At 75.0% G+C, this 23,435-nt stretch carries 18 protein-coding genes and 1 pseudogene; 11 read left to right on the top strand and 8 right to left on the bottom strand.

Annotated features, from left to right (window positions below; genetic code table 11):
• Positions 1-146: 146 nt before the first annotated feature.
• Positions 147-1,661 carry a SulP family inorganic anion transporter gene (locus ACFWIC_RS38860; RefSeq protein WP_380361152.1) on the bottom strand — a complete coding sequence of 505 codons (1,515 nt, stop codon included), beginning with the start codon at positions 1,659-1,661 and terminating at the stop codon, positions 147-149.
• Between the two features lie 1,052 nt (positions 1,662-2,713).
• Here ACFWIC_RS38860 and gcl point away from each other — a divergent pair.
• From gcl to ACFWIC_RS38875, 3 genes are all read left to right on the top strand, one after another.
• The gene (gene gcl / locus ACFWIC_RS38865) at positions 2,714-4,495 is read left to right on the top strand and encodes a glyoxylate carboligase (RefSeq protein ID WP_380361142.1); all 1,782 of its coding nucleotides are present in this window, start codon (positions 2,714-2,716) and stop codon (positions 4,493-4,495) included.
• A 236-nt stretch (positions 4,496-4,731) separates the two neighbouring features.
• Positions 4,732-5,223, top strand: coding sequence for a pyridoxamine 5'-phosphate oxidase family protein (locus ACFWIC_RS38870; protein WP_329951794.1), 492 nt, complete (start codon positions 4,732-4,734; stop codon positions 5,221-5,223).
• Between the two features lie 78 nt (positions 5,224-5,301).
• Positions 5,302-5,790: a glutathione peroxidase gene (locus ACFWIC_RS38875; protein WP_329951795.1), complete on the top strand. Its 489-nt coding sequence runs from the start codon at positions 5,302-5,304 to the stop codon at positions 5,788-5,790.
• A gap of 93 nt (positions 5,791-5,883) precedes the next feature.
• On the opposite strand, the gene ACFWIC_RS38880 is transcribed toward ACFWIC_RS38875, so the two are convergent.
• The 3 genes from ACFWIC_RS38880 to ACFWIC_RS38890 all read right to left on the bottom strand — a co-directional run bounded on the left by ACFWIC_RS38880 (position 5,884) and on the right by ACFWIC_RS38890 (position 10,154).
• Entirely contained in the window at positions 5,884-6,882 is a 999-nt protein-coding gene (locus tag ACFWIC_RS38880; RefSeq protein WP_380521782.1) for a hypothetical protein, read from the bottom strand.
• Positions 6,883-6,964: 82 nt separating this feature from the next.
• On the bottom strand, positions 6,965-8,929 hold the full coding sequence (locus ACFWIC_RS38885; RefSeq protein WP_380521784.1) for a protein kinase: 1,965 nt from the start codon (positions 8,927-8,929) through the stop codon (positions 6,965-6,967).
• A 247-nt stretch (positions 8,930-9,176) separates the two neighbouring features.
• Complete coding sequence (locus ACFWIC_RS38890) at positions 9,177-10,154, bottom strand: LysR substrate-binding domain-containing protein (RefSeq protein WP_329879284.1); 978 nt, start codon at positions 10,152-10,154, stop codon at positions 9,177-9,179.
• Positions 10,155-10,263: 109 nt separating this feature from the next.
• On the opposite strand from ACFWIC_RS38890, the gene ACFWIC_RS38895 reads away from it, so the two are divergent.
• From ACFWIC_RS38895 to ACFWIC_RS38905, 3 genes are read left to right on the top strand one after another with little or no spacing between them, the layout of a single operon-like run.
• Positions 10,264-10,968, top strand: a complete 705-nt coding sequence (locus ACFWIC_RS38895; RefSeq protein WP_329951798.1) for a succinate dehydrogenase cytochrome b subunit — start codon at positions 10,264-10,266, stop codon at positions 10,966-10,968.
• The gene (locus tag ACFWIC_RS38900) at positions 10,965-12,914 is read left to right on the top strand and encodes a fumarate reductase/succinate dehydrogenase flavoprotein subunit (RefSeq protein WP_329951799.1); all 1,950 of its coding nucleotides are present in this window, start codon (positions 10,965-10,967) and stop codon (positions 12,912-12,914) included. Before ACFWIC_RS38895 ends, ACFWIC_RS38900 begins: the two co-directional genes overlap by 4 nt.
• Positions 12,911-13,648, top strand: coding sequence for a succinate dehydrogenase/fumarate reductase iron-sulfur subunit (locus ACFWIC_RS38905; protein ID WP_355408323.1), 738 nt, complete (start codon positions 12,911-12,913; stop codon positions 13,646-13,648). Before ACFWIC_RS38900 ends, ACFWIC_RS38905 begins: the two co-directional genes overlap by 4 nt.
• A 76-nt stretch (positions 13,649-13,724) precedes the next feature.
• On the opposite strand, the gene ACFWIC_RS38910 is transcribed toward ACFWIC_RS38905, so the two are convergent.
• Positions 13,725-15,512: a sulfatase gene (locus ACFWIC_RS38910; RefSeq protein ID WP_380521787.1), complete on the bottom strand. Its 1,788-nt coding sequence runs from the start codon at positions 15,510-15,512 to the stop codon at positions 13,725-13,727.
• A complete protein-coding gene (locus ACFWIC_RS38915; protein ID WP_380361147.1) occupies positions 15,509-16,165 on the bottom strand; it encodes a PadR family transcriptional regulator in 657 nt (218 codons plus the stop codon). Before ACFWIC_RS38915 ends, ACFWIC_RS38910 begins: the two co-directional genes overlap by 4 nt.
• Positions 16,166-16,240: 75 nt before the next feature.
• On the opposite strand from ACFWIC_RS38915, the gene ACFWIC_RS38920 reads away from it, so the two are divergent.
• Positions 16,241-17,203, top strand: coding sequence for a formylglycine-generating enzyme family protein (locus ACFWIC_RS38920; protein WP_380521789.1), 963 nt, complete (start codon positions 16,241-16,243; stop codon positions 17,201-17,203).
• Between the two features lie 281 nt (positions 17,204-17,484).
• A complete protein-coding gene (locus ACFWIC_RS38925; protein ID WP_355408331.1) occupies positions 17,485-17,787 on the top strand; it encodes a hypothetical protein in 303 nt (100 codons plus the stop codon).
• Between the two features lie 31 nt (positions 17,788-17,818).
• Here ACFWIC_RS38925 and ACFWIC_RS38930 read toward each other — a convergent pair whose 3' ends face one another.
• Both ACFWIC_RS38930 and ACFWIC_RS38935 read right to left on the bottom strand, forming a co-directional pair.
• Entirely contained in the window at positions 17,819-18,763 is a 945-nt protein-coding gene (locus tag ACFWIC_RS38930; protein ID WP_355408333.1) for an alpha/beta fold hydrolase, read from the bottom strand.
• Positions 18,764-18,915: 152 nt separating this feature from the next.
• Complete coding sequence (locus tag ACFWIC_RS38935) at positions 18,916-19,845, bottom strand: DUF2797 domain-containing protein (RefSeq protein WP_329879293.1); 930 nt, start codon at positions 19,843-19,845, stop codon at positions 18,916-18,918.
• A gap of 178 nt (positions 19,846-20,023) precedes the next feature.
• Here ACFWIC_RS38935 and ACFWIC_RS38940 point away from each other — a divergent pair, with 178 nt between their 5' ends.
• The 3 genes and pseudogenes from ACFWIC_RS38940 to ACFWIC_RS38950 all read left to right on the top strand — a co-directional run.
• Positions 20,024-20,695: a maleylpyruvate isomerase N-terminal domain-containing protein gene (locus ACFWIC_RS38940; RefSeq protein WP_380521792.1), complete on the top strand. Its 672-nt coding sequence runs from the start codon at positions 20,024-20,026 to the stop codon at positions 20,693-20,695.
• A 213-nt stretch (positions 20,696-20,908) separates the two neighbouring features.
• A complete protein-coding gene (locus ACFWIC_RS38945; protein WP_380521794.1) occupies positions 20,909-23,155 on the top strand; it encodes a restriction endonuclease in 2,247 nt (748 codons plus the stop codon).
• Between the two features lie 181 nt (positions 23,156-23,336).
• Positions 23,337-23,435 (top strand): annotated as a pseudogene (locus ACFWIC_RS38950) (ABC transporter ATP-binding protein); the annotation flags it as partial.

Raw genomic sequence — 23,435 nt, forward strand, 5'->3', positions numbered from 1 at the left:
GGCCCGCCGGGCGGGCCCGGCTCGGGGGGCCCCCCGGCCCGCCGATCCTCGGGGCATCGGCGGACCGGGCGACCGGAGATCGACCGCGCGGGGACGGAGGGCGACCGCGCGGGGACGGAGGGCGGCGGGCCGGCCGCCGCACCCCGTCAGACCACCGTCGGCAGCGGCGGTTCGACCGCCAGCGGCGCGGAGCTGCGGGCCCGGTGCTGTACGGCCCAGGTGGTCAGGGCGACCGTGCAGGCGTGGTCGAGGTGGCGCAGCCCCGACCAGTCCAGTTCGACCGGACGGTCCGCCGGGAGCCGCTCCAGCGCGTCGAGCAGCCGGGGGAGGCGCAGGAAGGTCGCGTTACCGCTCAGCCGGACCCGCAGGCTGGGTTCGCCGGGGCCGTCCGCGGCGGGCGGCAGCTCCTCCACCCCGATCTGCAGGTGCGAGGTCTGCCAGGCCGACTTCACGACGGCCAGGCCGACGCCGATCAGCACTCCTTCGAACAGGTCGGTGGTGATGACCGAGACGGCCGTCACCGCGAGCACCGCCGCCTCGCCCCGGTGGTCCCGGCAGAGCGCGACCGTCCGCCGCACCGGGACCAGCTTGGCGCCCGCGTGCACCAGGACGGCGGCCAGCGCGGTCAGCGGGACCAGCCCGAGCGCACCCGGCAGCAGGGCGGTGAAGAGCAGCAGCCAGCAGCCGTGCAGCACCCGGGAGGCCTTCGTCCGGGCGCCGGCCTGGACGTTGGCGGCGCTGCGGACGATCACCGCGGTCATCGGCAGTGCCCCGAGCAGCCCGCAGAGGGTGTTGCCGACGCCCTGCGCGGTGAGTTCGCGGTCGTAGTGGGTGCGCGGGCCGTGGTGCATCCGGTCGACGGCCGCGGCGCTGAAGAGGGTCTCGGCGGAGGCGATCAGGGTGAAGGCGAGAATGGTGCCGACGCCCGCCGTGCCGGCCAGGGCGCCGAGCGCGGCGCGGTCGGGGAGCTGGACCACGTCGACCAGGGCGGCCACCCGCACCCGGGCCACCGGCAGGTCCGCCGCGGCCGTGACCGCGGCGGCCAGGCCGACCGCGGCCAGCGGGGCCGGCACCGCCCGGGCGAGCCGGGGCGGCAGGTACTTCCAGGCGACGAGGACCAGCAGGGTGCCCGTGCCGAGCGCCACCGCCGCGGGGTTCGCGACACCGGTGACGGCGTCGCGCAGCAGGGCGGGGACACCGGCGATCTTCTCGGTACCGGTGCCGGGGGCCCGGCGGTCGGCGAGCGCGTAGAGCTGCCCGAAGAGCAGGGTGAGGCCGATGCCGGCCAGCATGCCGTGCACCACCGAGGCCGACATCGCACGGAACCAGCGCCCCAACCTCAGCGCCCCCATGGCGAGTTGGAGCAGTCCGGTGAGCAGCACCAGCATCCCGAGGGCGGCGGCGCCGTACTGCTGGACGGCCTCGTAGACGAGGACGGTCAGGCCGGCGGCCGGTCCGCTGACCTGGAGGCTGCTGCCCGGCAGGGCGCCGACCACCAGGCCCCCGACGATGCCGGTGACGAGGCCGAGTTCGGCCGGCACCCCGGAGGCGACGGCGACGCCCACGCAGAGCGGGAGGGCGACCAGGAAGACCACCAGGGAGGCGGGCAGGTCGTGGCGCCAGGGCACGGCACGCAGCGCTTCGACCGGGGCGTGGCGCAGGGCGCGGCGGGGGCGGGCGCGCCCGGGCGGGGCGTTGTGGCGCGGGCCGGCGGGCGGACTCTTGCGCCGGCGGGGCAGGCCGTTCACCGGACCACCGCCCCGACACAAGGGGGGAGGTCGAGGGCGGTGGGGCGGGTGGCCCCGGCGACGGGGCGCGCGGCCCCGGTCGCGGAGCAGGTGGTCCCGGCGGCCGGGGTTTCGGGCAGGGGACGGCGTCGGGGCATGGGGCGATTCCTTCCGTGCGCCCGCCACGGCGGGCACTCAGCTGCTGGGAGGGCGGAACGGCGGCGGGCGGGGCCGGCGGGCCCGGCGGGCGGGACGGGCCCCCCGCCGGGTGGTCCCGGGCGATCCCGGACGGTCCCGGGTGAAGCGGAGCGGACCGGGCGTGCGCGAACCCGGCGGTCCGGGTGCGCGGGCGGCGGCGGGTGGCGGGTCGGGGCCGGTGCGGTCGCGCGGGCGGGTCGCCCCGGCGGAGTACGGGCGGCGGCCGGGTGCACTCGGGCCCGAGCCGCCGGAGCTTCCCGCGTCGTCCTTGAGCATCCTTGGGCTTGCTGCGAACGGGACCCGAGCGCCGGAGCTCCCCCGCTCCCCGATCGGCCCTCAACCCCCCTTGCCGCGACCCGAGTTGAACATGGCAACCATGACGGGTCCGGCGTGCCACCGACGGTACCCAGCGGCCCGCGGCAGGCCAACCTCCCCCACCGTCCCTTCACGCGGGACACACGCGAGGCTCGCTTTCGGGCCGGAATCCGGGCTTCGGACGGGCACGCACGTTCGTCGGTCGAGCGCCCGGCCGAGAACTCGGCCCGACGAACGACCGGGCGGTCGACCGGGCGACGGACCGGACGGCCGCCGCGGGCCCGACCGTGCGACCGGCGGGTCGGCGGCCGGAGGCGCCGACCCCACTTCCACATTCTGTTGAACCTCCCCTTGACGCCTCGACGCGGCCCGCCATACTTTGTTTCCACATAAAGAAACCTTTTTTCCGTATGGTGGAATTCTGGAGATGAGCCCTCCGATTCCCTGCGGGCCGACGACGCAGGAGAAGTCCGATGCCTCGTATGACAGCCGCCCGCGCGGCCGTGGAGATCCTCAAGCTCGAAGGCGTCGAGGTCGCGTTCGGCGTGCCGGGCGCGGCGATCAACCCCTTCTACGCCGCCCTCAAAGCCTCCGGCGGGATCCGGCACACGCTGGCCCGCCACGTCGAGGGCGCCTCCCACATGGCGGAGGGCTACACCCGGACCCGGGCCGGGAACATCGGCGTCTGCATCGGCACCTCCGGGCCGGCCGGCACCGACATGATCACCGGCCTCTACTCGGCGATCGCCGACTCCGTCCCGATCCTGTGCATCACCGGCCAGGCCCCGGTCGCCCGCCTGCACAAGGAGGACTTCCAGGCGGTCGACATCGCCTCGATCGCCAAGCCCGTGACCAAGGCCGCCACCACCGTGCTGGAGGCGGCGCAGGTCCCCGGCGTCTTCCAGCAGGCCTTCCACCTGATGCGCTCGGGCCGCCCGGGCCCGGTCCTGATCGACCTGCCGATCGACGTCCAGCTCACCGAGATCGAGTTCGACCCTGAGGCGTACCAGCCGCTGCCGGTCTACCGGCCCACCGCCAACCGCATCCAGATCGAGAAGGCCCTCGCGCTGCTCCAGCAGTCCGAACGGCCGCTGATCGTGGCCGGCGGCGGCGTGATCAACGCGGACGCCGCCGAACTGCTGCGGGAGTTCGCCGAACTCACCGGCGTCCCGGTGGTGCCGACCCTGATGGGCTGGGGCATCGTCCCGGACGACCACGAGCTGAACGCCGGCATGGTCGGCCTGCAGACCTCCCACCGCTACGGCAACGAGAACTTCCTCGCCTCGGACTTCGTGCTCGGCATCGGCAACCGCTGGGCCAACCGCCACACCGGCGGCCTGGACGTCTACACCGCCGGCCGCACCTTCGTCCACGTCGACGTCGAACCGACCCAGATCGGCAGGATCTTCGCCCCCGCCCTCGGGATCGCCTCGGACGCCGGGGCGGCGCTCGAACTGTTCGTCGAGGTGGCCGGGGAGCTCAAGGCCGCCGGCGTCCTCAAGGACCGCAGCGCCTGGGCCGCCTCCACCCAGGAGCGCAAGGCGCGGCTCCAGCGCCGCACCCACTTCGACGACGTCCCGATCAAGCCGCAGCGCGTGTACGAGGAGATGAACCGGGCGTTCGGGCCGGAGACCCGGTACGTCACCACGATCGGCCTCTCGCAGATCGCCGGCGCGCAGCTGCTGCACGTCTACCGGCCGCGGCACTGGATCAACTGCGGCCAGGCCGGGCCGCTCGGTTGGACCGTGCCGGCCGCCCTGGGTGTCGCCACCGCGGACCCGGAGGGCCAGGTCGTCGCGCTCTCGGGCGACTACGACTTCCAGTTCATGATCGAGGAGCTGGCGGTCGGCGCGCAGCACCGGATCCCGTACGTCCACGTCCTCGTGAACAACGCCTACCTGGGCCTGATCCGTCAGGCGCAGCGGAACTTCGACATCGACTTCCAGGTCAAGCTGGAGTTCGAGAACATCAATGCGCCGGAACTGGGCGTCTACGGCGTGGACCACGTCAAGGTCGCCGAGGGTCTGGGCTGCAAGGCGATCCGGGTCACCGAACCGGAGGGGCTGCTGCCGGCCTTCGAGGAGGCCAAGAAGCTGGCCGCCGAGTTCCGGGTCCCGGTGGTGGTCGAGGCGATCCTGGAGCGGGTCACCAACATCTCGATGGCCGCCGCCGACATCGACCAGGTGGTGGAGTGGGAGGAGGTCGCCACGCTCCCGGAGCACGCCCCCACGGCGATCCGGCCGCTGGCACCCTGATCCGTCCCGGCCGTCCCGGCCGCCGCCGCACCCGGTCGCTCACCCGGTGCGGCGGGGACCGGGGCCGCGGCACGGAAGGAGGCCGGGTACGGACGGCCGGACGCGGTCGGCCGGGCGCGGCGCACACCGCACCGACGGCCCGAGGCGTTCGGAACGAGGGCCGTGCGGGTACGTACCAGGGGCCGCCCGCGCGCGACCGCGGCGCGCGGGGCTCTCCGTCCCGGGAGGCCGACGCCGTGTCCTTCACCATGACCAGCTCCGAACGCGAGCGCTTCCTGGCCGCCGTCCACGTCGGCGTCCTCGCCGTCGGCGGCGCCGGTCCGGCCGGCGCCCCGCTGGCCGTCCCGATCTGGTACTCCTACCGGCCCGGCGGGCTGGTCACCGTCCTCACCGGTCGCGACTCCGCCAAGGCCCGGCGGATCCGGACGGCCGGCCGCTTCACGCTCTGCGCCCAGCAGGAGGAACCGCCCTGCCGCTACGTGAGCGTCGAAGGGCCGGTGGTGGCGTTCGAGGACCGGCTCGACCCGGACGAGCGGGCCGCCATGGCCCGCCGCTACCTCTCCCCCGCCACCGTGCCGGCCTACCTGGCGGCCACCGCCGACCAGCTCACGGCCGACATAGCCATCCGGATGCGGCCCGAACGGTGGCTCAGCGCCGACTTCTCCGCCGTCGCCGAACGGCTGGCCGGACCGCCCGCCCCGGAACACCCGCGGCCCGTCGACGGTTGAGCGAGCGGGAGCGGCTACCGTTCCTGACGAGCCCGGTCCGTTACCGAAATCCGCAGACCCTCCGAAGGGGACCACACCGTGAGCCTGTACGACATCCCGCTGCGCACGCTGTCCGGCGAGGCCGCCTCGCTGGCCGACTACAAGGGCAAGGCGCTGCTGATCGTCAACGTCGCCTCCAAGTGCGGCCTGACCCCGCAGTACGCGGGCCTGGAGCGGCTCCAGGAGCGCTACGCCGAGCGCGGGTTCACCGTGCTGGGCTTCCCGTCGAACCAGTTCGCCGGGCAGGAGCCGGGCAGCGCGGAGGAGATCCAGACCTTCTGCTCCACCACCTACGGCGTCTCCTTCCCCCTGTTCGAGAAGACCGACGTCAACGGCGAGGGCCGGCACCCGCTGTACGCCGCGCTGACCCGGACCGAGGACGCCGAGGGCCAGGCCGGGGACGTCTCCTGGAACTTCGAGAAGTTCCTCGTCTCGCCCGACGGCACGGTGGCCGCCCGGATCCGGCCGCGCACGGAGCCGGAGTCGGACGAGGTCGTCGCCGCCATCGAGGCCGTGCTCCCGGCCTGACGCGCACGCGCGACCCGCACGCCGGAGGGCCCGGGGCACCCGGGCCCTCCGGCGTGCCTGCACCCGGTCGGCGGACCGGCGGACGTCGCCGGCTCAGGAGCAGCGGTAGGGGAACGAGGTGGCCGTCGTCCGGGCCTGCGGCGAGAGGATCTCCAGGGTCGCGGTGGCCTCCAGCGCACCCCGCCCCTCGAAGCTCCAGCGCAGCACCAGTTCGGTGCGGTGGGCGCCGGAGCGGACGTCCTGGAGGATCTCGCCGGAGGTCGTGCCGTCGCTGCGCAGCCAGCGGTACCGGAGGGTGCCGGCCCCGCCGTTGGTCTCCACCGTGGCCGTGATCACCGCCGTGCCCCCGCAGCCGGGGGTCTCCTGGCCGCTGGTCACACCGACGCCGGTGACCGCGAGGTCGGGTGCCCGGAGGCGCCAGAAGAGGAGGGCCAGGACGGCCGCCAGCACCGCCACCGGCACCAGCCACCGCCGCACCCGGCGGCCCCGGCGCGGCTCCTCCGCGCCGGGGACGGCCCGGCCGTGCCAGACGGCGGCGGCCTGCGGGGGGACTCCGGGACCGAAGCGCCTCAGCTCGCCCGGGGCGAACGGTCGCTCGGCCTCCGGGCCGCCGCCGGCCGGTCCCGTAGCGGGCGTTGCCGCGGCGGCCGGTCCCGCGCCGGGCGGGGGCGGGCCGGGGACGGTGCTGCCGTACGCCGGGGTGTCCATCGGCGCGGTGGTCTCCGCCGGTTGAGCGGCGCCGCCCCAGACGCGGGGGTCGAGGAACGTCGCACCCGCGGCCTCGGTGGGATCGATCCGCACGGTGGCCTCGGCGTCCGGCCCGCCGGTTCCGGGCACCGGCGGCGCGGCGGGGCGGTCCGGCCGGACCGTCCGCCCCGGTGCCACCGGACCGGACCCGAGCCGGACGGTCGCCCGACCGCCGTCCCCGCCCTCGGCCCCGTCCCCGCCCTGGGCGAGCCGGACCGTCACCTCGGCGTCGCCGTCGCCCCCGCCGGGCCCCGGGCGGACGCTCTCCCCGCCCTGGGCAAGCCGGACAGTCCGGTCGGCGTCCGGGACCGGGACCGGGGCGGAGTCTGGTCGGGACGTGGACATGGCTCCTCCAGCGAGCGAAATCGGGTTCGGGACGGGTCGTCCGGACGCAGGCCGGTCACGGACCGGACCGGGTGGGTACGGATCAGCGGGGCGGGTCGCAGAGGTAGGCGGCCACGTCGGCCGACGTCCGGCCCGGCTTCGCCGCAGCCGGCATGGTGCCGACGCGCACACCCCAGGTCGGGAAGGTGTCGGCCGAGCCGAAGTCGTGCGTCCGGGTCACGGTGGCGCGACCGTCGCGGACCACCACCGTCTCGGTCGCGACGGTGACCGCCCGGCCGCCCGAGCTGTGGTACCAGCTCAGCGTGAGGTCTCCGGTGCCCGCGCCCTGGGCGACCACCGTGACCGTCGCGGTCACGCTCCAGCGCCCGGCGCAGGTCAGCGAGTCGACGTTCACCGTGCCGACCGTCACCCTCGCCGGAGCGACGGTCGCGGTCGGCGCCGGACCGAGGGTCGGGCTCGGACCCGCGGTGGTGGGCGCGCCGCCGACGGGCGGGGCCGACGGGGGCCCGACGGTCGGGGCCGTGGTGGGTGCGGCGGTGGGCACGCCGCCGACGGGCGGCGCCGGCGGCAGGCCGGTGGTGGGAGCGGCGGTGCCGGGCGGGAGCCCCGGCGGTGTCGGGGTCTTGCCGGTCGGCGAGGGCTTGGGGCCGCCGCCCGGACTGCCCGGGCCCGCCGTCGGCCCGACCGTCGGTACGGCCGTGGCGCCGGTGCTCGGGGCATCCGGGCCCGTCGGCGCGGCCGTCGGAGCGGACGGGTCCGTGCTCGGGGTGTCCGGGCCCGCCGGCGGGCCGGCCGGTGAGGGGTCGCCCGCCGGGTCGGGCGCGCCGAGGCTGGTGGTCGCCTCCGGGGCGGCGCCGCCCACGACCGTGCGGCCACCGCCGTCGGCGGCCCCGGCCATGGCCATGCCCGCCAGCGTGGCGAGGGTCAGCGCGCCGGCCGCGACGCCGACGAGGGCCTTGCCGCGGGTGCCGAGCCGCACCCCGCGCCGGACCAGGGTCTCCCGGACGGCCGCGGACGGGGCAGGACCGGCCCCGACCACGGTCTCCGCCGTCGGCGCCGCGGTCCCGCCCAGGGTGGTGTGGGCCAGCGAGGTGCCTCCGGCGGCGGCGCCCGCACCGGGCAGCAGCAGCGCGAGCAGGGCGACCAGTGCCGTCAGGTCGAGCCGTCCCTTCTCCTCCCACTGCGGTCCGTACCCGGCGGCCGCGACCGCCTCCAGCTCCTCGACGAGCGCGGTCGCGCTGTCGGGCCGGTCCTCCGGATCCTTGGCCAGGCCGGACAGGATCAGCGGCCGGACCGGGTCCGGCGCCAGCTCCGCCGGGATCGGGGCCTCGGTGTGCTGGACGGCGAGTTCGGCGATCGTGGTGCCGCCGTAGGGACGGGCGCCGGTGAGGCACTCGAAGAAGGTGACGGTGGCGGCGTAGACGTCGCCGGCCGGCGAGGCGGGCCGCCCCGCCCACTGCTCGGGCGGCATGTAGGCGGGGGTGCCGGAGACGTCACGGTCGTCACCGCTCGGCACGGCGATGCCGAAGTCGACCAGTTTGGAGGTGCCGACGGTGTCCACCAGGACGTTGGCGGGCTTGTAGTCGCGGTGCACCACGCCGGCCTCGTGCGCGGCGGCCAGGCCGAGCAGCGAGCCCTTCAGCACGACCAGGGCGGCCTCCGGCGTGGTGGCGCCCTCCGCCCGGAGCAGATCGCGCAGCGCGATGCCGTCCACCAGCTCCATCACGATGGCCGAGCCCCGCTCCCCCTCCACGTACTCGTAGAGCCGGGTGACGTGCGGGGAGTCGATGCCGGCGAGGACCTCGGCCTCCGTGCGCAGGCCGGGCGTGCCGACGGAGCCGTGGAGGTACTTGACCGCGACCGGGGTGCCGGTCACCCGGTGGCGGGCGCGCACCACCCGGCCGCTCGCCCCGGCACCGAGCTCCCGTTCGTGGAGGTACTCCGGGAGTTCCCACGGCCGTTCGTCCGAAGGCACCCGGGCGTCCCCCGCGGCGGGGGCGGTCGCGCCCCCGGTCTGTCTGTGGTCCTGCTGCTTCCGGTCGTCCATCGCTTCGCGTTCTCCCCGTCGCTCCCGCGGCTCTGCGGCGTCGCACCTTACGGCACCACCGCCGCTACCTGGGACGCAGCCCGGGAACAGCGGGTTCCGGGCCCCCGGAGCGGCCAGGTCACGATTCGGGTGATTCGCACAGGGTGCCAACCGTTCGGGCGCCCGGAGGGTCGACCGGTCGGACGGCGGCCGGCTCGTCGGACCCGACGCCCGGACCCGACGCCCGGACCGGCGGGGCCCGGGGGGCTCACGCCAGCAGCAACCGCGTGCCCGGCGGCAGCTCACCGGCGTGGGCCGCGTCCCGCAGGTGGGCCAGCAGGGTCGTCCGCAGCGCCTCCGCGGCGCGGGTCAGCGGCACCTCCGAGTCGTGCGCCACCGCGATGCTGCGCCCCAGCCCCGGGGCGGCGAACGGGGTCACCACCAGCCCCGAGCGGGCCGCCACCATGCCGGGCAGCACGGCCGGCCCGAGCCCGGCCCGGACGAAGCCGAGCACCGCGTCCATCTCGCCTCCCTCGACCGCGAACTCCGGCTCGAACCCGGCCGCCCGGCAGGCCGCGAGGGTCGCCTCGCGCAGGTCGTAGCCCTCGCGGAACATGACCAGCGGACGCCCGCGCAGCTCCGTCACCCGGACCTTCCGCCGCCGGGCGGGTGCCCGGCCCGCGCCGGCCCGGTCACCGGGCCCCGGCCGAGCGGCCTCGCGCTCCACCAGCACCAGCTCCTCGTGCAGCAGTTCCGTGACGGCCAGCGGATGCCCGGACCGTCCGGCCGCACCGCCCGGCCGGGTGATGACCAGCGCGAGGTCCAGCTCCCCCGAGGTCAGCGCCGGCACCAGATCGCCCGAGCCGCCCTCCCGGACCACCAGGGCCACCCCCGGGTAGCGGTCCCGGAAGACCCGCAGGACGTCCGGCACCAGGCTGGTGCAGAGGCTCGGCGGTGCCCCCAGCCGGACCCGGCCCCGGCGCAGCTGCACGGTCTCCTGGACGGCGAGGCGGGCGTTCTCGGTGTCGGCGAGGATGCGCCTGGCGAGCGGCAGCAGCGCCCCGCCGGCGTCGGTCAGGGCGATGTTGCCGCGCGTGCGGTGGAACAGCTCGGCTCCCAACTCCCTTTCCAGGGACCGGATCTGTTGCGAGAGTGAAGGCTGTGCCACATGCACCTCCTCGGCGGCCCGGGTGAAGTGACGGGTCTCGGCGACGGCCACGAAGTAGCGGAGTTGCTGGAGCTGCACCCGGCCAGGATAGGCCGCCCCGGCCGCCCGGCACGATAGCCGGGGGCTATGGTCGCGAGCCGAATCATGTCTTGGACGTACCGTCGTTGCCGTCCCTACCGTTGGCGCCATGACAACCGCGACTCGGACGGCCCGGCATCCGTCCACCCTGGCCACCCTGTGGCGGTCGACCGTCGGCAAGAAGGCGGTCATGGCCGTCAGCGGACTGGTCATGCTGCTCTACCTGGTCGCGCACATGCTGGGCAACCTCAAGGTGTTCTTCGGGCCGGAGGACATCAACGGCTACGCGGCCTGGCTGCGCACCCTCGGTCAGCCGTTCCTCGGGCACGAGTGGTTCCTCTGGATCGCCCGGGTCGGCCTGCTGGCCGCCGTCCTGCTGCACGGCGTGGCCGCGTACCAGCTGAGCCGGCGCGACCTGGCCGCCCGGCCGGCCCGGTACGCGCACCGGCGGCGGCGGGCGAGCTACGCGACCCGGACCATGCGCTGGGGCGGGGTGATCCTGGCGCTCTTCCTCGTGTGGCACATCCTCGACCTGACCACGCTGACCGTGAACCCCAACGCGGAGCACGGCAAGCCGTACCAGAACATCGTGGCCTCGTTCGGGACGTGGTACGGCTGCGGGATCTACGTCGTCGCGATGCTCGCGGTCGGCCTGCACGTCCGGCACGGCTTCTGGAGCGCCGCGCAGACCCTCGGCGCCAACAACGCCCGCCGGGACCGCGCCTTGAAGCTGACCGCCAACGGCCTGGCCTTGCTGCTGACCGTGGGCTTCCTGTCCGTCCCCGTGGCCGTCATGACCGGAGTGGTGAGTTGAGCACCGACTACAGCGACTACCGGACCGGTGAGCCGGTCGCCGACACCCGGGCCCCCGCCGGGCCGATCGAACAGCGGTGGGACCAGCGGCGGTTCGACGCCAAGCTGGTCAACCCGGCCAACCGGCGCAAGCACACCGTCATCGTGGTCGGCACCGGCCTGGCCGGCGGCGCGGCCGGCGCCACCCTCGCCGAACAGGGCTACCACGTCGTCCAGTTCTGCTTCCAGGACTCCCCCCGGCGGGCCCACTCGATCGCCGCCCAGGGCGGCATCAACGCGGCCAAGAACTACCGCAACGACGGCGACTCGGTCCGGCGGCTCTTCTACGACACCGTCAAGGGCGGCGACTTCCGTGCCCGCGAGTCCAACGTGCACCGCCTGGCCCAGGTCTCGGTGGAGATCATCGACCAGTGCGTGGCCCAGGGCGTGCCGTTCGCCCGCGAGTACGGCGGCCTGCTGGACACCCGGTCGTTCGGCGGCGTCCAGGTCTCCCGGACCTTCTACGCCCGCGGCCAGACCGGCCAGCAGCTGCTGCTCGGCGCCTACCAGGCGCTGTCCCGGCAGATCGCCGCCGGGAACGTGGAGATGCACGCCCGCACCGAGATGCTCGACCTGCTGGTGATCGACGGGCGGGCGCGCGGGATCGTCGCCCGCGACCTGGTCACCGGCGCGGTCTCGACGTACACCGCCGACGCGGTGGTCCTCGCCAGCGGCGGGTACGGCAACGTCTTCTACCTCTCCACCAACGCCAAGAACTCCAACGCCACCGCGATCTGGCGGGCGCACCGGCGCGGCGCGTACTTCGCCAACCCGTGCTTCACCCAGATCCACCCCACCTGCATCCCGCGCTCCGGCGAGCACCAGTCCAAGCTCACCCTGATGAGCGAGTCGCTGCGCAACGACGGCCGGATCTGGGTACCGAAGGCGAAGGGCGACACCCGGCCGCCGGCCGAGATCCCGGAGGACGAGCGGGACTACTACCTGGAGCGGATCTACCCGTCCTTCGGCAACCTGGTCCCGCGCGACATCGCCTCCCGGGCCGCCAAGAACGTCTGCGACGAGGGCCGCGGCGTCGGCCCCGGCGGCCAGGGGGTCTACCTCGACTTCGCCGACGCCGTCCGCCGGCTGGGCCGGGACGCGGTGGAGGCCCGGTACGGCAACCTGTTCGAGATGTACGAACGGATCACCGCCGAGGACCCGTACCGGGTGCCGATGCGGATCTACCCGGCGATCCACTACACGATGGGCGGGCTCTGGGTCGACTACGACCTCCAGACCACCGTCCCGGGGCTGTTCGCCGTCGGCGAGGCCAACTTCTCCGACCACGGCGCCAACCGGCTCGGCGCCAGCGCCCTGATGCAGGGCCTGGCGGACGGCTACTTCGTGCTCCCGCCGGTGCTCAACGACTACCTGGCCCGGGAGAGGCTCCCCGCCGTCCCGGCCGACCACGAGGAGATCGCCACGGTCGAGGCCGAGGTGACGGACCGGCTGAACCTGATCCTCGCGGTGGACGGCGACCGGACGCCCGACTCCTTCCACCGCGAGCTCGGCGAACTGCTCTGGGACGAGTGCGGGATGGCCCGCGACGCGGAGGGGCTGCGCCGGGCGCTGGCCCGGATCCCGCTCCTGCGCGAGGAGTTCTGGCGCCGGATCAAGGTCCCCGGCACCGGCGAGGAGCTGAACCAGTCGCTGGAGAAGGCCAACCGGCTGGTCGACTACTTCGAACTGGCCGAGCTGATGTGCCTGGACGCACTGCACCGGGCCGAGTCCTGCGGCGGCCACTTCCGCACCGAGAGCCAGACCCCGGACGGCGAGGCCGCCCGGCGCGACGAGGAGTTCTCCTACGCCGCCGCCTGGGAGTTCACCGGCACCGGCGAGGCGCCCGTGCTCCACCGCGAGCACCTCGACTTCGAGCACGTCCACCCCACCCAACGGAGCTACGCGTGAACCTCACCCTTCGGATCTGGCGCCAGGCGGGCCCGGACACGCCGGGCTCGATGACCACCTACCAGGTCGGCGGGATCAGTCCGGACATGTCCTTCCTGGAGATGCTCGACACCCTCAACGAGGAGCTGATCACCCGCGGCGACACGCCCGTCGCGTTCGACCACGACTGCCGCGAGGGGATCTGCGGCGCCTGCGGCATGGTCATCAACGGCCGGGCGCACGGCCCCGAGCGGACCACCACCTGCCAGTTGCACATGCGGCACTTCACCGACGGCGACACCATCGACGTCGAGCCGTGGCGCGCGGCGGCGTTCCCGGTGGTCAAGGACCTGGTGGTGGACCGCTCGGCCTTCGACCGGATCATCGGCGCGGGCGGCTACATCACCGCCCCGACCGGGAGCGCGCCCGACGCGCACGCCACCCCGGTGCCCAAGGAGGCCGCCGACACCGCGTTCGAGCACGCCGAGTGCATCGGCTGCGGCGCCTGCGTGGCCGCCTGCCCGAACGGGTCGGCGATGCTCTTCACCTCCGCGAAGGTGGTCCACCTCAACATCCTCCCGCAGGGCGCGCCGGAGCGGAGGTCGCGGGTGCGCGAGATGGTCTCCGCGATGGACGCCGAGGGGTTCGGCGGCTGCACCAACACCGGCGAGTGCGCCACGGCCTGCCCGAAGGGCATCCCGCTGCCCAGCATCGCCGCGATGAACCGCGAGTTCCTGCGCAGCTCGTTCGGCTGAACCGACGGCGGGCCCGGGGTCCGCCACCGCCACCGCCGCCCGCCGCCCGGCCAGCCGTCCGCTGCTCCGCCGTCCGCTACTCGGCCGGTCCGGCCGGGGCGGGCAGCCCGGCGAGGGCGTCCGCGAGGGCGCGCAGGTCCGCGGGCCGGACGGACGGGCCCATGGCGGCGAGCCGGAACGGCGAGAGTGCGCCGAGCATCGCCCGCAGGCCCGGGGCGGCCAGCATCGGCAGCCGCTCCAGGACGGCCGCGGCGGCCCGTTCGTCCTCCAGCAGGGTGCGCAGCGGGGTGTGCACGGAGAGCGGGGTGTCCGGGAAGTCCCCGGCCTCGGGGAGGGGTTCGGCGGAGGCGAGTGCCTGCGGGCGCTGGGCACGGACCTGGAGGTGCTCGGCCGTGACCGGCCCCGCAGCGGGCAGGCCGAGCCGTTCGAACTGGTCGGCCGGGGCGTCGGCGTCCCGCAGCGCCTGGGTGAGCAGGGCCGCCAGCTGGAGCTCCAACGCGTCGTCGACCAGCGGCTGTTCCTGGTCCGGATCGGAGTAGAGGTCGAACAGCAGGGTGCCGAAGGCGTACGGGTTGCCCCAGGCGTTGGCGGGCAGCCGCAGGACGGGCATGCCCTTGGTGAAGGGCAGCGGTCCGGCCAGGGTCGCGGGGGCCAGCTCCTGCGGCGTGAAGGGGCCGTGCATGTGGGTGGGCATCAGGGTGTGCTCGTACAGCGGGCGGTTGTCGGCGTCCTTGCAGGCGCGCATGTAGACGTACCGGCCGTCGGTGATGTTGACGTGCCCGCCGAAGACGCCGAACAGGCCGTGCAGCCGGACGGGGGTGTCGTGGGCGACGGTGTCGGCGAGCGGGCGGCCCTGCATGTCGGGGGTGCGCGGGACGCCGAAGTACTCCAGCAGGGTGGGCCCGAGGTCGACGGTCTGGACGAGGGCGGCGCGGCGGCCGGTGGCACGGGTGCGCGGGTCCCAGACGAACAGCGGGGTGTGGATGTTCTCGTCGTACCAGGGCTGGATGTTCTTCCCCCACCAGCCGCGCTCGCCGAGCAGCAGGCCGTGGTCCGTGCAGACGATCAGCAGGGTGTCGTCCCAGAGGTCGTGCTCGTCGAAGGCGTCGAGGACCCGGCCGAGCGAGTCGTCGCACATGGTGAGCAGCGCGGCGTACTCGTTGCGGGCGTGCTCGACGGCCTCGGGGCTCTCCGTGACGCGCCTGTAGTCGGGCCAGTCGAAGTGCGGGCCGTCCCAGTCGTGCGGGTAGTGCTTCTTGTGCTCGGCGTAGGAGTAGAAGGGCTCGTGCGGGTCGAAGCACTCGATCTGTAGGAACCAGCGGTCCTGGTCGCGGTTGGTGGCGAGGAACTCCAGACCGGCGTCGAAGGTGCGGGTCTGCGGGTGGTCGGCGATGTCCTGCAGGTACTGACGGTTGACCCAGTCCTGGCGCCAGGCCGGGCCGGCGCGCCAGGAGAGCGTCTCGGGGATGTCCGGGTCGGCGACGTGCCCCTTCCACTTGTCGCCCTCCTGGCCGCGGAAGAACTCGTAGCTGCCGTACCGGTTGTGGTAGGTGGCGCCGCCGTCCTCCCAGTAGTGCTGGTGGTCGGTGACCAGGTGGGTGTAGACGCCGGCCTTGCCGAGGAGGTCGGGGACGGAGTCGTCGAAGGGCTCCAGCGGGCCCCAGGAGCGGTGCAGGAAGTTGTAGCGGCCGGTGTGCATCTCGCGGCGGGCCGGCATGCAGGGCATCGAGCCGCCGTAGCAGTTGTCGAAGGTGGCGGATCGGGCGGCGAGGCGGCTGAAGTTCGGGGCCAGGGTCCAGTCGCAGCCGTAGGGCGGCAGGAAGCGGCGGTTGAGGCTGTCGAACATGACCAGGACGGCTTTCACCGGGCGGAGTCTCCTTCGATGGGCGCGGGGCGGGCTTCGGCGGCGGGGCGGGCTTCGGCGGCGGGATCGGGATCGGGGTCGGCGGCGGGGTCGGGCAGCGCGTCCCCGAGCAGGCGGCGGGTGCGTTCCAGCCAGTCGAGCCAGGCGTCGACGGCGGACGCGCCGTACTGGTGGGTGAGTTCGCGGAGCAGACGGACCCGGTGGGCGTCCGCCTCGGGGACGCCCTCGGCGAAGGCCACGGACCGGTCGCGGCCGCGCATGGTGGCCACCTGGCGCCGCCGGTAGGCGAGTTCGGTGTCGATCAGGTCGATCAGCCGGTCCGGGGCGACCAGGCCGGTGAAGTAGAACCGGGCCATGAAGTCCGGGTCCTGGAAACGGCTGGTCGGCCGGTACGGCGAACGGGCCTCGGTGACCAGCTCGGCGCGGCCGGCCCCGGTCAGCCGGTACACCTTGGCGTCCGGGCGGCCGTCGCGCGGGTCGGTCTCGAAGGCGACCCAGCCCTGTTCGGCCATCCGGTTGAGCAGCCGGTAGATCTGGCTCTGGTGGGCGTTCGAACGGACGAACTGGCCCTCCCCCGCAAGCCACTGCTTGAGGTCCCAGCCGCTGCGGGGGTGGATGGCCAGCAGGCCGAGCAGGACGTGGTCGAACTTCACCGGGGGCGCTTCCCTCTTCCGTGACGACAGCTAGGTGCATTCTCACCTAGGTGAAAAGTGCTATAGCTTGGCCCCATGAGTCAACCCCCCGCCGAACGGTCCTGCTGCCTGCCGTCGGCCCGGGCCGCCGACGCGCCCGTCCTCCCGCTCCCGCCCCGGGCCGCCGACGCCCGGCCCGTACACCCCGAAGCGGCGCTGCCCGGAGGCGTGTTCGCGATGGGGGACGCGCACGACGAGGGGTACCCCGCCGACGGCGAGACACCGGTGCACGAGGTGGAGCTGGCCCCCTTCACCATCGACACCGAGCCCGTCACCACCGCCCGGTTCGCGGCCTTCGTCGAGGCCACCGGCTACCGCACCGACGCCGAGCGGGCCGGCTCCTCCGCCGTCTTCGACCTGTTCGCGCTCGCCGAACCCGCCGACCTGCTCGGCCGCTCCCCCGCCGCGCCCTGGTGGCTGGAGGTCCGCGGCGCCGACTGGCGCCACCCCCACGGGCCGCTCGGGGACGCCGCCGGCCAGCTCGACCACCCCGTGGTGCACGTCAGCCACCGTGACGCGCTCGCCTACTGCCACTGGGCCGGCCGCCGGCTGCCCACCGAGGCCGAGTGGGAGTACGCCGCCCGCGGGCCGCTGGCCGGCCGCCGCTACCCGTGGGGCGACGAGCTGCGCCCGGACGGCGAGCACCGCTGCCGGATCTGGCAGGGCCGGTTCCCCGACCTGCCCACCGGCGAGGACGGCTGGTACGCGACCGCGCCGGTCGGCACCTACCCGCCCAACGGCTTCGGCCTGTCCGACGTGGCCGGGAACGTCTGGGAGTGGTGCGCCGACCGCTTCGACCCCGGCTGGTACGCGCGCTCACCGCGCCTCGACCCGCGCGGACCGGAGCACTGCCCGGACGGCACCGGGCGCCGGGTGCTGCGCGGCGGCTCGTACCTGTGCCACGACTCCTACTGCAACCGCTACCGGGTGGCCGCCCGCACCGGGAACACCCCGGAGTCGACCAGCGGCAACTGCGGCTTCCGGACGGTCGCCCGCTGAGCTCCCCCGGGGGCGCGCGAACCGGTCGTGCGCGCCCCGCTTCCGCGACGGTTCGTCAGGATCGGTGCTGGGCCACCGTGATTCGCGCTACCGTGGTGCCCGCGCCAAGGAGGAACGCATATGCCCGAGGTTCAGTCCTGCTCCGGGTGCGGCGGGTCCGGAGGGACCGAGAAGACCGAGGCCACGGTCGAGCTCGATGAGGAAGGGAGCATGGTGCCGAGGATCCACACCTTCTGGTCGCCATGCGGTCGGTGCCACGGTTCCGGGACGGTGATCGTCGGATGAGGCTGGTCTTCGAATGCGTCGAGTGCGGCAGCCACTACCTGCCGCCCGAGGGGATGGCCTACCCGGACGGGCCCGCGTCGCCGCTCTGGTGCGCACGGTGCCAGGCGGTGAAGCGGGAGGCCGGGGTCCGGGAGGACCCGCTGCTCGCCCGGATCGCGCTGGCGGCCGCCCGGGCCACGCGCACCGGCGCCGCACCGGAGGAGTCGACCGGCGGACGGCCGGACGTCCGGCCGTCGCGGCCCCCGCTCTCCCGCCGGGCCCGTTCCGGACCCGGCGGGGTGCGCGGCAAGCTCGCCTAGAACCTCTCCGGCGGCTCGGGGGCCGTTGCGTTCAGGCCCCCTGCGGAGCGGGGACGGTCGGGTCCGTCTCGGCCAGGAAGCGCCCGAGCAGGTCGGCGACCTCCTCCGGAGCGTCCTCCGGGCTGTAGTGGCCGACCCCGGGCAGCTCGACGACCCGGCCCTCCGGGAAGGCCGCACGGAACAGCGGGAGGAAGTGCCGGGCGTTCAGCGTCCGGTCCGCGGCGCCCCAGACGGCCAGCGCGGGAACGGCGGCCAGCGCCGCGCGGGCCTCGTCCGACGGCTCCTCGAACCGGTGCGCGCCGGTCGCGAAGCCCTTCGCCCAGCCGATCGCGCCGAGGCTCTGCCCCGGGGTCGGGAACGGTGCGCCGTACGCGCGGAGCCAGGTGTCGGTGATCAGGGCGGGGTTCTCGAAGCCGTTGAGGCGCAGGGTGCCGAGGACGTCGCGGCCGAGGTCGCCGAGGACGGCGTCGAGGGTGCCGTCGGCGTGGGCCCGGGCGATCCAGCGGAACCACGGGGAGTCGGCGGCGTTGGCGGCCAGCACCTCGGCGAGGTCGGGCTGGCCGAACGGGGTGGGGCCGTTGACGCTGACGACCCGTGCGACCAGGTCGGGCCGGCGGGCGGCCAGGCCCATGCCGACCGGCCCGCCGAAGTCGTGCATCACCAGGGTGATCCCGCTCAGGCCGAGGTCGAGGACGAGGGCCTCGGCATTGTCGATGTGGTCCTGCAGCCAGTACGTGCGGTCCGCGGGGGTCTCGCTCCTGCCGAAACCCATGTGGTCGGGGACGACGACCCGGTGGGTGGGCGCGAGGCGGCGGACGAGGTCCCGGAAGAGGTAGCCCCAGGTGGGTTCGCCGTGCAGGCAGAGGACGACCGGACCGGCGCCCTCGTCGACGTAGTGCATCCGGAAGCCGGGGGCACCGCTGAAACGCGGACGGTACGGGAAGGTGCCGGCGAAGGTCTCGTGGGCGGCGATCATGGCGGGCCTCTCGGAGCACAGTGGTAGCAATGTGAAACCGGGCAGGGCCGAGCCTAGACTTGCCGGTTTTTATTTGCAACCACAATGAGGGGCGCGGCCCTCACCGCGCCGCCTCGGCGACAGCGGCGTCACCGCACCGCCCGCGGGAGGGCCTAGAACAGCGCCTCCTGGGTGTCCGGCGCCTCCGGGCGGACCCGCGGACGCAGGGACAGCCCGGAGGGCGGTCGACCCGGCGCCGGGGAGAGCGTCCAGCCGGTGAGGCGGCGGGTGTCGAGGAGCAGCGGCTCGGTGCCGTCGGACTGGTCGAGCAGCAGGTGGCGCCCGATCGCCGGGCGCAGCCGCCCGGCGACCACCGCTCCGGGCGCGAGCGCGTCGATCTGCCGGTAGGCGGCCGGAGCGCCGCCGGTCAGGCCGAAGACCTCGACGTGGTCGGTGACCGGGTGGCCGGCCAGGAGTTCCAGTCCGTGCCCGTCGAGCAGTCCGTGGGCCCGGGAGCGGGCCTCGGTGAGCAGCGTGCGGCGGTGCGCGAGGTCGCCGTGCTCCCACCAGTGGTCCAGCTTGACCCGGCTGTTGAACCGCTCGCGGGCCAACCCCGAAGCGGCGACCGTGAGTTCCGCCCGGCGCACGGCGGGGAGCGCACCCCGGGCGGCGAAGGTCCAGGCCAGCGCGCCCTGTTCGAGCAGGCGGCTGGTGCCGCGCTGCTCGGCGGTCAGGCCCACCTTCAGCAAACCCTCGCCGAACCAGGCGAGGTACAGCCGGTAGGTGCGGCCGTCGTCGAGGATCTGGTCCCGGGCCAGCGCCAGCCCCCGGTCGACGCTCTGGCAGGGCGCGCACTGCACGGCCCCGCCGTCCGGGGCGATCTCGGCGTGGTGCGGGCACGGTGTGCGCTCGTCCTGGCCCACCAGCCAGGCCCCGGTGCAGCGGCGCGGTCCGCCCAGCAGCCAGCCGACCTCGGTGCCGGGCGACGCCTCGCGCTCGTGCACCCGGCGGCCGTGGACGGCGCTCAGCACCGGTCGGCCGTCCCGCCAGTGCAGGCCGGTGGAGACCCAGCCGGTCGCCGGGCCCGCCTGTCGTTCTGCCACGTTCACCTCTCCCGTCCGAGCCATCGAGGCTACCCGGCGGGTCCGACACCGGGACACCACGGGTGGTCCGGCGGCGCCGGGGCCACCGAGGCGCGCCAGGCTGTCGGGGCCCGCCCGGGACTGCCTTGGGCTGCCTTGGGCTGCCTTGGGCTGCCGCCGACCGGCTACCGTCAGGGACATGATCACCGAATCCGCCCGGCCCGGGCCCGTGACCCCCGACGACCTCGCCGCCGTACTCCGGCTCGCCGTCTCCACCCTGCGGGCCGCGCCCGCCGACGCCGACTGGTCGCGCCCGGCCGGTGCGGTCAGCTGGGACTGCTGGAGCACCGTCGAACACCTCGCGGACGACCTGCTCGCGTACGCCGCCCAACTCGGCCCGGCCGAGCCGCCGCAGGACCGCTACGTGCCGTTCCTCTCGGTGCGGCGCTTCCCCGGCGGGCCGAACAGCTTCGTCTTCGTCGACCGTGACGGCGGCCCGGCCGCGCTGATCCAGGTCCTTGAGGCGAGCGGCGCCCTGATGGTCGCGATCGCCCGCACCGCCGCGCCCGGGGTACGGGCCTACCATCCCTGGGGGCTGGCCGACCCGGCCGGATTCGCCGCGATGAGCCTGGTGGAGACGCTGGTCCACCTGCACGACGTCGCCGAGGGGCTCGGACTGCCCTGGCGACCGCCGGCGGACGTCTGCCACCGCGTCCTGGCCCGGGTCTTCCCGGACGTCCCGCTCGACGACGCCGCCGGTGCCTGGCCCACCCTGCTCTGGGCCACCGGCCGCACCGAGCTGCCGGGCCGGCCGCGGCGCACGGAGTGGCGCTGGTACGCGGAGGTACGGGCGGACGCACCGCCGGTCTGAGCCGGCGCACCGCCGGCGGCCCTGTGGCGGGGGCGGGGGCGGCCCGACGGCGGGGGCGGGGGCGCCGGGTGACACCGCCTCACCGCCCCGCAGGACCGCAGGTCGCGGGCGCTTTGCGCGGTCCCCCCGTCCACGTTCTATTGTGGCGGCGCGGCGGCGGCGCGGCCGGGAGACGGAAGCGGCGCCGGACGGGCGTGGAACGAAGGGGTGGACGTGGCGGGGCGGCGGAACAACGGGGTGCTGGCGGTCTGGGCGGAGGCGCAGCGACAGGAGCAGCGCCGGGAGGAGGCCCGGTGGCGCGCCCAGGCCACCGAGCAGCGCCGACGTGAGCGGGAGGAGCGGGAGGCGCAGAAGGCCGCCGCCCGCGGCGAGCGGGAGGCGCAGCGCGCGTACCAGCAGGGGCGGGAGGCGGAGGCCGCCCGGCGGACGGCCGAACTGGATGCCCGGGTCGCCGAGTTGAGCGGTCTGCTGACGGCCGGCCTCGGGCGGCCGGCGTTCCGGCCGCAGGCCCTGCTGGCGGCGCGCCCGGTGCCGGCGTTCGAACCGGGCCGGCTCGGCGAACCGGTGCCGATGCCGGACCAGACCCGGTACCGGGTACCGCCGCCGGATCCGGTGCAGGCCCGCAACCCGGGCGTCTGGCAGCAGTACGAGCAGTACGCGGCGCAGGCCCGCGCCCGTTTCGAGCAGGACTGGTACGCGGCGCAGGCGGCCGAGGCGGACCGGCAGCGGCGCCTCGCCGAGTACCACGGGCAGTACCTGGAATGGGTGGCCCGGTTCCGCCGGGAGGACGAGGAACGGGCGGCCGGGACGGAGGAGTTGCTGCGCCGGCTGCGCTCCGGCCAGGCCGAGGCGGTGCAGGAGTACTTCACCGCCGTGCTGTACGCCTCGGCCGCCTGGCCGGAGGGGTTCCCGCACCGGCTGGTGGCGGCCTGGGAGGCGTCCAGCCGCCAGCTGGTGGTGAACTGGGAGCTGCCGGGCCCGGAGGTGGTGCCGGCGGCGGGCCGGGTGCGGTACGTGCGGACCGACGACCGGGAGGCGGAGGTGGCCCGCCCGGCGACCGAGCGCAAGGCGCTGTACCGGGAGGTGCTGGCGCAGAGCGCGCTGCGGGTGGTGACCGAGCTCTACCGGGCGGACGGGGACGGGCTGCTGGCCTCGGTGGTGCTCAACGGGTTCGTCCAGGGGATCGACCCCGCGACCGGCCGGGAGGCCGAGCGGTTCCTGACCACGGTGACCGTGGACCGGGCCGAGTTCGCCGGGCTGGCGCTGGACCGGGTGGCGGCGGTGGAGTGCTTCCAGGGCCTGGGCGGTGTGCTGTCGGCCCGTCCGGAGCGGCTGGACGAGGTGCGACCGGACCGGCTGCCGGAGACGGTCGGCGGCAGCGTGGCGGGGCAGGGCGGCGAGGACGAGCCGGACCTCTTCGCGATGGACCCGATCGAGTTCGAGGAGCTGATCGCCGAGCTCTTCCGGCTGCGCGGGTTCCGGGTGATGACCACGGCCCGCAGCGGCGACGCCGGGGTGGACGTGGTCGCCGAGGACCTCGACCCGGTGACCGGTGGACGGATCGTCATCCAGGCGAAGCGCTACCGCTCGACGGTCTCCCCCACCGCCGTGCGCGACCTGGACTCGACGGTCCGCCACCACGGCGCGATCAAGGGCATCCTGGTGACCACGGCCGGCTTCGGACCGGGCTCGTACGAGTACATCCGCAACAAGCCGCTGACGCTGGTGAGCGGGCCGGAGCTGGTGGAGCTGCTGGCCGAACAGGGGCTGCGCGGCCGGCTGGGCGACGGGAGCGGACCGTCCGGCGGCGGCCGGGCCGGGGACGGTACGGCGGGTCGCGCTCCCTCCGGCAGCGGTCCGGCGGGCGGCCCGTCGGCGGACGCCGCCTCGGGGAGCGGGCCGGCGAACGGCCGGCGGCCGGGCGACGAGCCCTCGGCGGAGGACCACGCCACCACCGTGGCACTCTCCTGGCGGAGCCGGACGGCCGGCGGCGACGCGGTCGAGCTGGACGTCTCGGCCTTCCTCTGCGCGGGCGGCAAGGTGCTGAGCGACGAGCACTTCGTCTTCTTCAACAACCCGCAGGACCCCGACGGCGCCGTCCGGGTGCATCCCACCCGCTCGGTGTCCGGGGAGCCGGTGCGCCGGGCCGAACTGACCCTGGAGCCGGGGCGGCTGGCGCCGGGCGTGGACGAGGTGGTGGTCGCGGTCTCGACCGAGGAGGACGACCAGCCGGCGCTGCCGCTCGGCTACGTGCACGGGCTGTCCGCGGCCGTCTCGTTCGGCCCGGACACCACCGGGCCGGCGGCCTGGACGGCCGACACCGGCGGGGTGCCGGAGACCGCGCTGGTGATCGGCTCGTTCCAACGCCGGGGCGGTGTCTGGCGGTTCACGCCGAGCGGGACGGCGGTGCCGGACGGCCTGGCCGGACTCGCGGTGCGCTGGGGCGTCGCGATCGAGTAGGGCCGCCGTCCCCCTCGGGGTCGAGGTCATACCTGAGGAGGAGAGAGCCCCCCGCCGGGACGCCGGGACGGCGGGGGGCCTCCGTACCCGGGGCCGACATTCCGGACGCGGACGGGTTGGGAGAATCGAACGGAACGCAATCGTCCGTTTCGTCCACAGCCCTCAGGAGTCCCCCGTGACGATGTCCGCAACCGCCGTCCGCACCGGCCGGGCGGCCGCCCGCGCCACCGGCCTCAACAAGGTCTACGGGGAGGGCGAGACCCGCGTCGTCGCCCTCGAC

Origin of the sequence: Kitasatospora sp. NPDC127035 (assembly GCF_042726075.1) — a bacterium.
Lineage (GTDB): Bacteria > Actinomycetota > Actinomycetes > Streptomycetales > Streptomycetaceae > Kitasatospora.